The sequence below is a fragment of the Kitasatospora sp. NPDC032150 genome (genome assembly GCF_055579945.1).
The window spans coordinates 220,802-233,447 of record NZ_JBVIMH010000007.1; the positions used below are offsets into that span (position 1 = coordinate 220,802).

General features: G+C 74.4%; 12 protein-coding genes. 8 read left to right on the top strand and 4 right to left on the bottom strand.

Translation table 11 applies throughout. From position 1 onward, the window contains the following. Positions 1-84: 84 nt before the first annotated feature. The 3 genes from ACZ5ON_RS11635 to ACZ5ON_RS11645 all read right to left on the bottom strand — a co-directional run bounded on the left by ACZ5ON_RS11635 (position 85) and on the right by ACZ5ON_RS11645 (position 3,412). Positions 85-798, bottom strand: a complete 714-nt coding sequence (locus ACZ5ON_RS11635) for a transglycosylase SLT domain-containing protein (protein WP_465589270.1) — start codon at positions 796-798, stop codon at positions 85-87. Positions 799-899: 101 nt separating this feature from the next. Then, entirely contained in the window at positions 900-2,492 is a 1,593-nt protein-coding gene (locus tag ACZ5ON_RS11640) for an ABC transporter permease (protein WP_465589273.1), read from the bottom strand. Continuing rightward, positions 2,489-3,412 carry an ABC transporter ATP-binding protein gene (locus ACZ5ON_RS11645; protein ID WP_465589276.1) on the bottom strand — a complete coding sequence of 308 codons (924 nt, stop codon included), beginning with the start codon at positions 3,410-3,412 and terminating at the stop codon, positions 2,489-2,491. Before ACZ5ON_RS11645 ends, ACZ5ON_RS11640 begins: the two co-directional genes overlap by 4 nt. Before the next feature lie 143 nt (positions 3,413-3,555). Between ACZ5ON_RS11645 and ACZ5ON_RS11650 the strand changes: the two genes are divergently transcribed. From ACZ5ON_RS11650 to ACZ5ON_RS11665, 4 genes are all read left to right on the top strand, one after another. Next, positions 3,556-4,065, top strand: a complete 510-nt coding sequence (locus tag ACZ5ON_RS11650) for a GbsR/MarR family transcriptional regulator (protein WP_465589279.1) — start codon at positions 3,556-3,558, stop codon at positions 4,063-4,065. 233 nt (positions 4,066-4,298) lie between these two features. Beyond that, entirely contained in the window at positions 4,299-4,796 is a 498-nt protein-coding gene (locus ACZ5ON_RS11655; protein ID WP_465589282.1) for an anti-sigma factor antagonist, read from the top strand. A 62-nt stretch (positions 4,797-4,858) separates the two neighbouring features. After that, positions 4,859-5,254, top strand: coding sequence for a hypothetical protein (locus ACZ5ON_RS11660; protein ID WP_465589285.1), 396 nt, complete (start codon positions 4,859-4,861; stop codon positions 5,252-5,254). A gap of 246 nt (positions 5,255-5,500) precedes the next feature. Next, positions 5,501-6,289: a hypothetical protein gene (locus tag ACZ5ON_RS11665; RefSeq protein ID WP_465589288.1), complete on the top strand. Its 789-nt coding sequence runs from the start codon at positions 5,501-5,503 to the stop codon at positions 6,287-6,289. Between the two features lie 348 nt (positions 6,290-6,637). Here the strand turns inward: ACZ5ON_RS11665 and ACZ5ON_RS11670 are convergent, their stop codons facing one another. Continuing rightward, complete coding sequence (locus tag ACZ5ON_RS11670; RefSeq protein WP_465589291.1) at positions 6,638-6,895, bottom strand: zf-HC2 domain-containing protein; 258 nt, start codon at positions 6,893-6,895, stop codon at positions 6,638-6,640. A gap of 61 nt (positions 6,896-6,956) precedes the next feature. Here ACZ5ON_RS11670 and ACZ5ON_RS11675 point away from each other — a divergent pair, with 61 nt between their 5' ends. From ACZ5ON_RS11675 to ACZ5ON_RS11690, 4 genes are all read left to right on the top strand, one after another. Continuing rightward, complete coding sequence (locus tag ACZ5ON_RS11675) at positions 6,957-7,658, top strand: sigma-70 family RNA polymerase sigma factor (protein WP_465589295.1); 702 nt, start codon at positions 6,957-6,959, stop codon at positions 7,656-7,658. A gap of 255 nt (positions 7,659-7,913) precedes the next feature. Further along, positions 7,914-9,335 (top strand): MFS transporter, encoded by a 1,422-nt coding sequence (locus tag ACZ5ON_RS11680; RefSeq protein ID WP_465589298.1) that lies wholly within the window; start codon positions 7,914-7,916, stop codon positions 9,333-9,335. A gap of 82 nt (positions 9,336-9,417) precedes the next feature. After that, positions 9,418-11,301, top strand: a complete 1,884-nt coding sequence (asnB, locus tag ACZ5ON_RS11685; protein WP_465589301.1) for an asparagine synthase (glutamine-hydrolyzing) — start codon at positions 9,418-9,420, stop codon at positions 11,299-11,301. Positions 11,302-11,345: 44 nt separating this feature from the next. Beyond that, positions 11,346-12,623: a cytochrome P450 family protein gene (locus ACZ5ON_RS11690; protein ID WP_465589304.1), complete on the top strand. Its 1,278-nt coding sequence runs from the start codon at positions 11,346-11,348 to the stop codon at positions 12,621-12,623. Positions 12,624-12,646 lie beyond the last annotated feature (23 nt).

Sequence of the window (12,646 nt, forward strand, 5' to 3'; positions counted from 1 at the left end):
TCGGGCACTCGGGCGCCGTACGGCCGGCGGGCGGCGGGCGGGGGCGCGCCCCGGGCCGGTCGTACGGGCGGCACGCCGGTCGGGCTACTGCCTAGGGCCCACGGCCTGGCCCGCCTTGGCCCAGTTGCCGTGCAGCCGGTCCAGGTAGGACTGGGCCAGCGAGCCCGGGGTCGTGCCCCGGGCGAAGGCCAGCATGTTCCCGGCCCCGGCGTTGTACCCGAGCGCCAACAGCTCGTCCTTGGTGTACGAGGCGGACCAGTGGGACGGGAGCTGTTCGGCCAGGTCGTGCAGGTACCAGGCGGCGGCCTCCACGGCGAGATCCGGGTGGTCGGGCAGCTCCTCCCAGCTGCGGCCGGCGAAGTCCCGGCCCTGCTTGGTGTCGTCGAAGGCGGCCCGGTGCATGTTGGCGATCCCGAAGGCGGAGTCCGGCTTGAGTCGCTGCCAGGCACGTTCCAGCGCGGGGTTGTGCGGTTTGTACGACTCGTTGTAGAGGATCGCCATCAGCAGCTGCGGATTGACACCGGCCCGGCCCGCGGAGGCGCGGACCTGCTCGGTGTAGTCCGCCGGGTCGTAGGAGCCGCTGCCCGTCCCCGGGGTGGACGGCCCGTCGGCGGGCGTCCCGGCCTCGCTCGGCTCCGCCGTCGGTGGCGGGGGCGCACTCGCTCCCGCCACCGGCCGCTGGGACACGGAGGCCGGCCCGGGTCGCCCCGGGTCGTGCCCACCGCGGACCAGCAGCCCGATCGCCACCGCGGCGGCCGCCACGACCAGTACCCGGGTGAACCCGGTGCGCCCACTCATCAGATGCCTCCCCGCTGCCAACGCGTCACCGATCGTCATGGTGCCGGACCCGGCCCGAACAGGCGACCGAGGCGTTGGCGATACCGGACGGCGGCAGCGGGTCAGCCGAGGTCGCGGCGGTTCAGACCGGCCAGGCCGGCGGCCGCGAGGCCGGCGGCGACCGCGGTGAGCCAGAGCAGCGGCTGCGCCGAGACGGTGCCGCCGGGCAGGTGCGGCAGGTGGGTGAAGGGCGAGAGGTCGAGGATCGGACGGCCGAGCCTGAGCACCGGGCCGAGCCAGCCGATCACCAGGAAGGCGGCCGGCATCCCCCAGCCCGCCGAGGTCCACCGGGGACACAGCCCGAAGACCGCCAGCACGGCGGCCGCCGTCAGCCACACCGCGGGCAGTTGGACCAGGGCGCCGCCGACCAGGGCACCGAGCCGTCGGGGAAGGTCGCCCAGGGTCGCGCCCGCCGTCAGCCCGGCGGCCAGTCCGCCGGTGGCGAGCAGGACGGCCGAGCCGAGCAGCGCGAACAGCAGGTGCCCGCCTGCCCAGGCCGACCGGGAGACCGCGCCCGCCAGCACCGGTTCCGCGCGTCCCGCGGTCTCCTCGCCGCGCAACCGCTGTACGCACTGGACCGCGTAGACCGCGGCGACCATGCCGAACAGGCCCAGGATGGTCGCCAGGTAGGCGTCCGCGAAGTCACCTCGGCCTCCGATCCGGTGCAGGATGTCGCCCACCTGCCGGTTGTCGCCGACCAGGGTGGCCGCCCCCTTCGCCACCGAGCCGAAGACCGCACCCGCCACCGCGAAACCGGCACACCAGCCGCACAGGGTCGCACTCTGCAGCCGCCGGGCGAGGGCTAGTTGGCTGCGGAGCGCAGGTGCGGCGCTCGCCGGTCCCGGGCGCCTGGGCAGCAGTCCGGCGCCCAGGTCGCGCCGGCCGACCAGCACGTACGCCGCTGCGGCCAGGGCGCAGGCCGCGAGCAGCCCGAGCGCGACGGCCCACCAGCGGTCGTCCGCGAACGGCCGAACCTGTTCGGACCAGCCGAGCGGGGAGAGCCAACTCAGCCAGTGCGTACGGGAGTCGGAGTCACCGGCCGCGCGCAGCACGAAGGAGAGGCCGAGAGCGGCGGACGCGGTGCCGCTGGTGGCCCGTCCGGTCTCGACGGCCTGGGCGGCCACGGCGGCGAGGGCGGCGAAGACCAGCCCGGTGGCGGCCAGCGCGGACCCGAACGCCAGTGCGCCGCCCACGGGTTGACCGAGCGCTGCGAGGCCCGCGGTGACCAGGGCGGCCAGCAGCAGGTCCGCGAGCAGTGCGGTCAGCAGCGCGGCGGTGAGCGGGGCCCGGCGGCCGACCGCCCCGGCGCCGACCAGTTCGAGCCGCCCGTCCTCCTCGTCGGCCCTGGTGTGCCGGACCACCAGCAGGATGCTCATCAGTCCGGCGAGCGCCGCCCCGAACGCGCCCATCCGCCAGGCCGTCAGACCGCCGACACCGGCGTCGTACACCGTGCCGTAGAGCGCGCGCAGCGAGCCGTTGGCGTTCATGCCGCGCGCGAACTGCTCCCGGGCCGAGGCCGTGCCGTAGAGCTTGCCGAGGCTGTAGCCGGTGGAGATCGTCGTGGCGGCGATGGCGTAGACCCAGGCGGGGAGCATGATCCGGTCCCGGCGCAGCGCGAGCCGGAGCAGGGTGCCGGTGCCCGCGAGGCCGTTCATGACGCCACCCGCGCGTTCTCGTCCGCCTCGGTGGTGCCGTCCGTCTGGTAGTGGCGCAGGAACAGTTCCTCCAGCGTCGGCGGGCGGCTGACCAGCGAGCGCACCCCGGCCGCCGTCAACCCGCGCAGCAGCAGGTCCAGTTGCCCGGTGTCCACCTGGCAGCGCACCCGGCTGCCCTGGATCTCCAGGCCGTGCACCCCGGGCAGGGCGGCCAGCTCGGCCGGTACGGTGGCCAGTTCGGCCTCGACGGAGGTGCGGGTGAGGTGGCGCAGCTCGGCCAGTGTGCCGCTCTCCACGGTGCGGCCCGCACGGATGATGCTCACCCGGTCGCAGAGCGCCTCGACCTCGGACAGGATGTGGCTGGAGAGCAGGACGGTGCGTCCGCGTTCGCGCTCCTCGATCACGCAGGAGCGGAAGACCTCCTCCATCAGCGGGTCGAGGCCCGAGGTCGGCTCGTCCAGGATGAGCAGCTCGGCCTCGGAGCAGAAGGCGGCGATCAGGGCGACCTTCTGCCGGTTGCCCTTGGAGTAGCTGCGGCCCTTCTTGGTGGGGTCGAGCTCGAAGCGTTCCAGCAGTTCGGTGCGGCGGGCCGGGTCCGGTCGGCCGCGCAGTCGGCCGAGCAGGTCGATGGTCTCGCCGCCGGTGAGGTTGCGCCAGAGCGTGACGTCCCCGGGGACGTAGGCGAGTCGGCGGTGTAGCTCGACGGCGTCGTGCCAGGGGTCGCCGCCGAGCAGACGGGCAGTACCGGAGTCGGCCCGCAGCAGGCCGAGCAGGACCCTGATGGTCGTGGACTTCCCGGCGCCGTTGGGCCCGAGGAAGCCGTGCACCTCGCCCTGGGCGACCGTGAGGTCGAGTCCCTCCAGGGCGCGCGTCCGGCCGTAGGTCTTCACCAGGCCGGACGCCGTGATGGCGGTCGTCATGTCGCTCACGGTACTCTTGTTTCACAAAATCGTGAATATTCTGAACTTCATGGGTCGGGAAGACTTCCGCGGCCGCGGCCGTCACGACCGCGCCGGCGGTTTGGGATGATGCGGCGGTGATCACGGAGTCGGCGGGAGATGCCATGCAGGCGCGGGACGGGCAGGGACGGGACGAGCAGGCCGTCGCCGCCTTCATCGAACGGTTCGCCAGCGTGCTCAGCGACGCGGGCTTCCCCCGGATGCCCGCGCGGATCTTCACCGCCCTGCTGGCCACCGACTCCGGCCGGCTGACCGCGGCCGAACTGGCCGAACTCCTCCAGGTCAGCCCGGCGGCGGTCTCCGGCGGCGTCCGCTACCTGATCCAGCTCAACCTGGTCAGCCGCGAGCGCGACCCCGGCTCGCGCCGCGACCGCTACCGGGTGCACGACGACGTCTGGTACGAGGCCTCCGTGCGCCGCGACCAGATGCTGGTGCGCTGGGAGAGCAGCCTGCGGGAGGGCATCGCCGCGCTCGGCCCGGACAGCCCGGCGGGGACGCGGATGGCGGAGTCACTGGAGTTCTTCGAGTTCATCCGCGGCGAGTTGCCCGCCATGCTGGGCCGCTGGCACGCCCGCCGCGCCGCGCTCCGCGCGGAGCGCGGGCAGGAGGAGTAGCGGGAGCGGCGGCAACAGCAGGGGCAGGAACGGTGGCGGAGGCGGAAGGGTGGCGGAGGGCGGTCGAGCCGGGTGCGCCCAGCCACTTGTCAACCTTGCCCCATTTGGGTTTATATGGCCGATATATACGGTTTGGGAGGGAAGACCGCGCACAGCGGAGAAAGGCCCCGCACCCAGCACCATCCACGTACTCGCCGGCGAGTGGGTGGGCCCTCGAGCCGGGAGGGCAGGTCATGTATCTGCAGCTGTCATCGCACCGGGAGGACGGCTGGTCGGTCGTACGCGTGGCGGGTGAACTCGACATCGCCACCGCTGAGCAGCTGCGTCTGCAGGTCAGCGGAGTCCTCGCCCGTCGCGGCCCGCGGGCACGGGTGATCGCCGACCTTTCCGAACTCGAGTTCTGCGACGCCTGCGGCGCCTCCGCGCTCATCGACGCCTACCACACCGCGCGGCGCCACGGAGGCCGGTTCTGCCTGGTGGTGCCCGACGGTCGGGTGCTGCGCCTGCTGCGGCTGACCGGCCTCGACCGGCTGCTGCCGGTGTTCCCGACGGTCCGCGAGGCCCTCTTCCGAGCGACCGTAGCCGACCTGGTACCGCTGCCCGGCTCGCTCCTGCCGCTTCCCGCTGGCGGGCCCGCTCCCGCCCTGTCACCGGACCCCGCCGCGGCACCCGCGGCCGCCACCGAGCCACCGCTGACGGCACCCCCGATGCACACCGCCCAGCTCGCGTAGCGGCCCCGCGAGCCCCGACCCCGAGCCGCCACCGCCGAACCACCCAGGGAAAGGCAGGCGCCATGATCACCGAACTGGCCGTGGAACGAGTCGAATTCACCTGCGGGCGCTGCTGGCATGCCTGGAGCGCCGACTACGACGTGCAGCACTACCGGGACGACGACGGCGCCGACTGGGAGTACTTCTCCCTCGACGGCATTCCGGTCGCCTCTCCGTACTCGGCCGACGGCGCGCCCGCCTGCCCCGAGTGCCACCGCCACTGGGTCGGCCACCTCGCCGCCCGCCGGCTCATCCCGCTCCCGAGCGACGAGCCCGCCAGGCCGCGCACCGGCGTCACCGGCGACCCGACGCTGCACCGACCCGAACGCCACTTCGCGCCACCGATCCCCGTGGCCTCGCACCAGCTGCCGGCCCATCAGCACCCGGCGGCGGTCCGGCACGAGCCCCTCGGGCTCTGACACCGTCCTGGCATCGAGCAGGTCCAGGTACCGAATTCGTTGAAGTGCTGAGTACGTCCGAGTACTGAACCCGTCCGAGTCCGCTCGGAAGGGCGGTGTCACCGCGCTGCCCGGAACAGGGGTTTCGTCGGGCGGCCCGGCGGACCATCCACACCACCGCCCACGGTCGGATGCCGACCGAGGACGGCCGACAACCCGGAGGCGGTCCCACAGCCGGCGGCGGCGGATGCGACGATGGTCGGCATCGTGACGACCTGGCAGCTCCGCACCATCCGCGCCGTGGTCTTCGCCACCCTGTGCGTGGCGATGTCCGCCACCGCGCACCTGAGCATGTCCGCGGCCGGGATCTCCGCCTGGGCCCTGCTCGCCGCCTTCGCCGGCACGGCCGCGGTCACCTGGCTGCTGGCCGGGCAGCGCCGCGGACCGGCGGTGATCAGTCTGTGGATGATGGCCGCTCAGACCTGCCTGCACCTGCTCTTCGAGCGCGGCTCACCGATGAGCACGGGCGCCTCGGCCGGGCGGGCGCACACGGCGGTCGACTGGACCCGGCTGCTGCTCTGCACCTCGGACGGCGTCCCGGCGGGCGTCCAGCCCCTGGAGCTGGCGCGGTCGGCGGGCCTGGATCCCGACGCCATGTCGGCCACCGGCCTGCCCCAGTCGATCCCGGGGATGTCGATGCCCGGGATGTCGATGACCGGCGCGCCGACGCCTGACACGCCGCTCTCCGGTATTCCGATGGCGCACGGGCTCTCGACCGGCATGTTCCTCGCCCACCTGCTCGCGGGCCTCGCCTGCGCGCTGCTGCTCTGGCGCGGCGAAGCGGCGGTGGCCGGCCTGTTCGAGCTGGTGTGGACGCTGGCGACCGTCCTGGTGCCGCTGCTCCTGCTGTTCGTACCGCGCAGCCCGGAGCCGTCCGCTCCCGGAGTTCTGACGCTCCGTCGGGCCGGGCGGCTCAGGTCGGCACTGCTCACCCATGCCGTCGTCCGGCGCGGGCCACCGGCCGTCCCTGCCGTGCCCAGCGCCCGCCTCGCCTGAGCCCGGGACGTCCGACCCGACGTCCGCTCGGCAGCGGCGGGCAGGTCGCCCCCGCGTGCCCCGCCCCGCCCCGGGGCGGACGCGAGGGCCGGCCCGCACCACCACGACGGACCACGGACCGGGCCCGGGCAGCTGCTCCGGGCACTCCTCGGGCTCCGCCCCCCTCCGGGCGGCGGAGGCGGGTCCTCGGCGTGCCGTGGTGACGGGCGCCCACCTCGCGGTACCGCCGTGCGGTACCGCGATCACTCCCTGCCCTCAGGACACGCCATGACCTCAGGACACCCCGTACACGGCGGACGGTCCGCCGAAACCCTCGACGCCCGGGCCACCGGGACGGCGGCCGCCTGCTCACGCCGTCCGGGCCTGGTCGCCCTCGTCGGCGGCGAGCCGGCCCAGCAGCCGGTCCACCAGTCCCGCGGACCACTCCGGGGACGGGCCCTGTGCCCCGGCGGTCAGCGCCCGGAGCCGATGGGCAACCGCCAGCCAGTCCCGGCAGTCGGCGCACCGCTCCTCGTGCTCGTCGAGGCCAGCACCGCCGGCCACGACGTCCGTACGCTCGCCGTCGAGGCGGGCGGACACCGCGGTTCGGTACTCGGCGCAGATCATGCCGCCATGCTCTCCTACTCGACCATGTGTGCGGTAGCGCCCAGGACGGTGGCCGCAGCGGATGGCGCGGCCACCCTGGCCGGGAAGTCGGGGGTGCGCCGTGGATGACGAGCAGCTGACCACCGTGGCGCTGCGCGCGCGCAGCGGCCGGCCCGCCGACATCGAGGCCTTCGTCCGGGCCACCCAGCGGGACGTCTGGCGGTTCGTCGCGCATCTCACCGACGTCCAGTCGGCGGACGACCTCGCCCAGGAGACCTTCCTGCGGGCGCTGCGCAGCCTGCCCGGTTTCGCCGGGCGTTCCTCCGCCCGGACCTGGCTGCTGTCCATCGCCCGCAGGGTGGTGGTGGACCGCTACCGCAGCGCGGCGGCCCGGCCCCAGTGCGCGGCGGTACCGGACTGGCAGGCCGCTGCCGAGCAGCAGCAACGGCCCGACGAGGTACCGCGGTTCGAGAACGAGGTGGTGCTGAGCGACCTGCTGGACCGGGTGCCCGCACAGCGGCGCGAGGCCTTCGTCCTCACCCAGGTCGTCGGGCTCAGCTACGCCGAGGCGGCGGCGGTGTCCGGCTGCCCGGTGGGCACCGTACGGTCCCGGGTCGCCCGGGCGCGGGACGAGCTGGTGGCGCTGCTGCGTTCGGCCGAGAGCGACCGGGCCACGAGCGGACCGGCGGCAGGGACGGCCGGGCTCGGCAGAGCGGGGACGCGGCGTGGCGGCGGGCGGACGCTGTGGGCCGGGCGGGAGCGCCCCGCGGCGCTGGCGGGCTGACGGCCGGTCCGGTTCCGTCGGCCTTGGCCTCAGCCTCGGGCCCGGCTCCTGCTCCTGCTCCTGCTCCTGCTCCTGCTCCTGCTCCTGCTCCTGCTCCTGCTCCTGCTCCTGCTCCTGCTCCGACCACGGCGAAGGCGGCCGTCCGCGTGCCCGAAAATCACGAATCTGTTCGGGAACTCGCGGTGGCCGCCGCCCGACTGCTGTGACGGACGCCGTCACCCGACGGCGTCCGTCACCGTGGAGGGAGGGGCGCGCATGCCCCCACGAAAGCCGGGAGTCCGCCCGGTCCCGGGCCCGCGCCGGTCCCCCGGCGACGGCCCGGCGCCGGGCTCAGCCGTCGCGGCGCCGGCGACGGACCGGTGGAGCCTGGTGGTCGTCGCCGGTCTGCTGTCCTTCGTGGCGATGCTCGACATGAACATCGTCAACCTCGCCGTCTCCTCGCTCTCCCACGGCTTCCGGGTCTCCGTCGAGACCGCCCAGTGGGCCGTGCTCGGGTACCAGCTGCCCGTGGTCGCCCTGCTGCTGCCGGCCGGCCAGTGGCTGGACCGAACCGGGCTGCGGCCCGCACTGCTCTGTGCGACCTGCGGCTTCGCGCTGGGCAGCGCGGCCTCGGCGGCCGCGCCCTCGGTGCTCTGGCTGATCGGGGCCCGGATGGTGCAGGGGGCCTTCGGCGCGGTGCTGTTCGTCCTGATGCCGGTGCTGGCCGCCCGGTCGGTCCGCCCCGAGCTGCGCGGCCGGGCGATGAGCGTGCCCGCCACCCTCGGTCCGCTCGGCGCGGTCACCGGGCCGGCACTGGGCGGGCTGCTGCTGGACCACTTCGGCTGGCGGGCGATCTTCCTGGTCAAGCTCCCGGTCTGTCTGGCCGCACTGCTGATCGCCCGTCGCAGCGCTCCGGCGGGCGGCACGCTGCGCCCGCCCGACCGGCGCACCCTCGCCGACGCCGGGCTGGCCGGCGGTGCCGTGGCCGCGGTGCTGCTAGCACTCAGCCTCTCCCCCGGCTCGCCGCTCTGGCTGCTGCCGGCGCTGCTCGCCGTACCGCTCACCGTCCGCTGGCTGCGCGGAGCCGCCGGCCGGCGGGTCACCGGCGTGCTGCGCGACGCGGGTACGTACGGGATCCACGCCGCGGTACTGGCGCTGGCGGCGGGCTTCGCAGCGATGCACTACCTGGTCGCGCTGCACCTCCAGCGGGACGACGCGGCCGGCGCCACCACGACGGGACTGACCCTGCTCTGCTTCCCGGCCGCCATGGGCCTGGCCGGGCCGCTGGGCGGACGGCTGGCCGACCGCTTCGGCCCGCGCGCGCCGGCCGCCGGCGGGGCCGCGCTGACCGCCGCCGGCCTGCTGCTGCTGGTACCGCTCGGGGACGGCTGGACACCGGCCGACCTCGCCTGGCGGCTGGCCCTCGCCGGATTCGGCACCGGACTGTACGGCGGCCCGGTGCAGGCCCTGGTGATGAGCGCCGCACCACCGGACCGGATGGCCACGGCGGGCTCGGCGGTGCAGCTCTCCCGCAGCCTCGGGTTCACCCTCGGACCCGCGCTGGCCACCGCCGTCTGGGCCCTCGGGGGTGCTGACCGCGGCGGCGTACGGGCCGGGCTGGCGCTGGCGACGGCCGGTGCCGGTGCGGCGGCGGCCCTGCTGCTCCGGTCCGCGCCGTGCCAGGTCCGGCAGCGATGACGCCGCAGGAACCGGCCCCACCCGACCTCCCGGTCCGCCTGACGCCCGGTCCGGCAGCCAACTCGCAGCAAGGAGCAGCCATATGTGCGGCATCACCGGCTGGGCGTCCTTCCGCCCAGGAGCCCAGGACGCCCACGCCCCGAACGCCCACGACCCGCTCACTCGTGACCCGCGCACCGCCGCGCGGCAGGCCCGCACCATCGCGGCGATGACCGCCACCATGGCCCGCCGCGGCCCCGATGCCGGAGGCGTCTGGCTCGGCGCGCACGCGGCCCTGGGACACCGCAGACTCGCCGTACTCGACCTGGCCGGCGGCGTCCAGCCGATGGCGGACCGCCCCGAGCGGCCCGGCGTGGTCCTCAGCTACAGCGGCGAGGTCTACAACCACCACCGGCTTCGTGCCGAACTCCGTTCGCTCGGGCACGAGTTCCGCACCCGCAGTGACACCGAGGTGGTCCTGCACGGCTACCGGCAGTGGGGCGAGGGCATCGCCGACCGGCTGGAGGGCATGTACGCCTTCGCGGTCTGGGACGAGCACCTCGGCCGGCTATTGCTGGTCCGCGACCGGTTGGGCGTCAAACCGCTGTTCTGGGCCGGGATCGACGGCGGCGCCGCGTTCGGCTCCGAGCCCAAGGCCCTGTTCGCACACCCCGAGCTGAGCCCCCGGGTGGACGCGGACGGGCTGCGCGAGGCGTACAGCCTGCTGTTCAACACCGGCCCGACGCTCTGGGCCGGTGTGCGCGAGGTGCCGCCCGGCCACCTGCTAGTGGTCGACCGTGAGGGCGTACGGGAGCGTCGGTACTGGGAACTGACGGCCCGGCCGCACACCGACACCCTGCCCGAGACCGTCGAACAGGTACGCCTGCTGGTGCACCGGGCCGCGCGCGCCCAGCTGGAGGCGGACGTCCCGGTGTGCAGCCTGCTCTCCGGCGGCCTGGACTCGACCGTCATCACCGCGCTCGCCGCCGACGAACTGCGCTCCGCCCGGGGCCCGGAGCAACGGCTGCGCTCGTACGCCGTCGACTACAGCGACCAGGCGGAGTCCTTCACCGGCGACGTGCTGCGCACCGGCCACGACACCCCGTACGCGGCCGAGGCGGGCCGGTTCATCGGCACCGACCACAGCACGGTGGTGCTCGACCCGCGTGCGCTGCTCGATCCGGAGCACCGCCGCGCGGTGGTGGTCGCCCGGGACTCCCCGATCGGGGTCGGGGACATGGACACCTCGCTCTACCTGCTGTTCGGCGAGATCCGGCGGCACTCCACCGTCGCGCTCTCCGGTGAGGCGGCCGACGAGGTCTTCGGCGGCTACCCGTGGTTCCACAGCCCGGCCGCGCTGGCAGCCGGGACCTTCCCCTGGCTGCTGGTCACCGGCGACGAGGCTGCGATGCCGCTCGCCCCGGAACTCGCCGCCGAGCTGCGGATCGGCGAGTTCCGCGACGCCGGCTACCGCCAGGCCCTGGCCGCCGTACCGCACCTGACGGACGAGGACCCGGCGGAGTACCGCCGGCGCGAGCTCCAGCATCTCTCACTGACCCGCTGGCTGAGTCAACTGCTGCACCGCAAGGACCGGTTGAGCATGACCCAGGGGCTGGAGGTCCGAGTGCCCTACTGCGACCACCGGTTGGTCGAGTACGTCTTCAACACGCCCTGGACGATGAAGAGTCACGATGGCCGGGAGAAGAGCCTGCTGCGTGACGTCGGCACCGGGATCGCGCCGCACTCGGTGCTGCACCGGCCCAAGAACCACTACCCGACCACCCACCACCCCGAGTACACCCGGGGGCTGCAGCGGCTCGCCCGCGAGGCCCTGGACCTGGCGGCGGTGCGCGAGCTCGCCGACGCCGCCGCGCTCAAGCCCGCCCTGGACGCCGAGCAGCTGTCCTGGGGGATGCGCCTGCGCCTGGAACGGGTGGTGGACCTCTCGCTCTGGCTCGACCACCACCGGCCGGCACTCGCCCTCTGACCCGTCCCGCTCTCCACCGACCCCCGCTTCGAAGGGCCGACCCGATGACCCCGCCCGACCCCCGCCCCGCCGCCGATCCGCCGCGCTGCCCGCTCGGCCACGGCACCGGGCCCGTACCGCTGTACGGGCGCGAGTACAAGCGCGACCCGTACCCGCTCTACCGCGAGCTGCGCGAAGCCGGCCCGGTGCACCGGGTGCGGTTCCCCAGCGGCATAGCGGCCTGGCTGGTGACCGGCTACCGGGCCGCGCAGCAGGCGCTGGGCGACCCGCGCCTGGGCAAGAACCACGCCCTCGGCAACGACGGCTGGCGCAGGCTCGCCTCGATCATGCCCGAGCCCCAACACTCCCAGCTCCAGGTGCACCTGCTGCACCAGGACCCGCCCAAGCACACCGTGATGCGCCGCCTGGTGCTGGACGCCTTCGCCCCCCGCCGGATCGACTCCCTACGGCCGCGCTTCCAGCAACTGGCCGACGCCCTGGTGGACGCCCTGCCCGAGCACGGCGGCGCGGACCTGATCGCCGGCTTCGCGGCGCACTTCCCGTTCCGGGTACTGGCCGAGGTCATCGGTCTCCCCCCGGAGTTGGCGCGGCGCTTCGACCGCGACTGGGGCAAGGTGGTGCAGCCGGTCGGACCGCACGATCCCGCCCGGCCCGCGTACGAGGCCCGGCTGCGCGCGCTCCAGGGCTACATCACCGATGTGGTCGAGGCCAAGCGCGCCCAGGCCGGGGACGACCTGCTCGGGCGGCTGGTCGCTGCCCGGGACGACGGGGAGCTCAGCCAGGAGGAGCTGGACTCCATGGTCTTCCAGCTGCTGGTGGCCGGCCAGGAACCGGTCACCAACCAGATCAGCACCATGCTGATGACCCTGCTGCGCCACCCCGAGCAGCTGGACCGGCTGCGCCGCGAACCCGCGCTGCTGCCCCGAGCAGTGGAGGAACTCCTCCGCTACGACGGCGCGTTCGAGCTCACCACCTGGCGCTTCTTCGCCGAGGACAGCGAGCTGCACGGCACCCGGATCCCCGCCGGCGACTCGGTGATCGTCTCGCTCTGCGCGGCCAACCGCGACCCCGGGCACTTCCCCGAGGCCGACACCCTCGACTTCGACCGCACCCCCAACCAGCACCTGTCCTTCGGCCACGGGATCCACTTCTGCCCCGGTGCCGCCCTCGCCCGTGCCGAACTCCAGATCGCCCTCGGCACGCTGCTCGCCCGGCTGCCCGGCCTGCGTCCGGCGGTGGACGAGTCCGAGATCGAGTGGATTCCCGCCGTCCTCGCCCGCGGGGTCGACCGGCTCCCGGTGGCCTACGACAAGCGCGACTGACCGCACACCTCCTTCCGTTCCGA

Coding starts and splice junctions, on each gene's coding strand:
- ACZ5ON_RS11635 (WP_465589270.1), bottom strand. CDS start 798: ATGAGTGGGCGCACCGGGTTCACCCGGGTACTGGTCGTGGCGGCCGCC.
- ACZ5ON_RS11640 (WP_465589273.1), bottom strand. CDS start 2,492: ATGAACGGCCTCGCGGGCACCGGCACCCTGCTCCGGCTCGCGCTGCGC.
- ACZ5ON_RS11645 (WP_465589276.1), bottom strand. CDS start 3,412: ATGACGACCGCCATCACGGCGTCCGGCCTGGTGAAGACCTACGGCCGG.
- ACZ5ON_RS11650 (WP_465589279.1), top strand. CDS start 3,556: ATGCAGGCGCGGGACGGGCAGGGACGGGACGAGCAGGCCGTCGCCGCC.
- ACZ5ON_RS11655 (WP_465589282.1), top strand. CDS start 4,299: ATGTATCTGCAGCTGTCATCGCACCGGGAGGACGGCTGGTCGGTCGTA.
- ACZ5ON_RS11660 (WP_465589285.1), top strand. CDS start 4,859: ATGATCACCGAACTGGCCGTGGAACGAGTCGAATTCACCTGCGGGCGC.
- ACZ5ON_RS11670 (WP_465589291.1), bottom strand. CDS start 6,895: ATGATCTGCGCCGAGTACCGAACCGCGGTGTCCGCCCGCCTCGACGGC.
- ACZ5ON_RS11675 (WP_465589295.1), top strand. CDS start 6,957: ATGGCGCGGCCACCCTGGCCGGGAAGTCGGGGGTGCGCCGTGGATGAC.
- ACZ5ON_RS11680 (WP_465589298.1), top strand. CDS start 7,914: ATGCCCCCACGAAAGCCGGGAGTCCGCCCGGTCCCGGGCCCGCGCCGG.
- asnB (WP_465589301.1), top strand. CDS start 9,418: ATGTGCGGCATCACCGGCTGGGCGTCCTTCCGCCCAGGAGCCCAGGAC.
- ACZ5ON_RS11690 (WP_465589304.1), top strand. CDS start 11,346: ATGACCCCGCCCGACCCCCGCCCCGCCGCCGATCCGCCGCGCTGCCCG.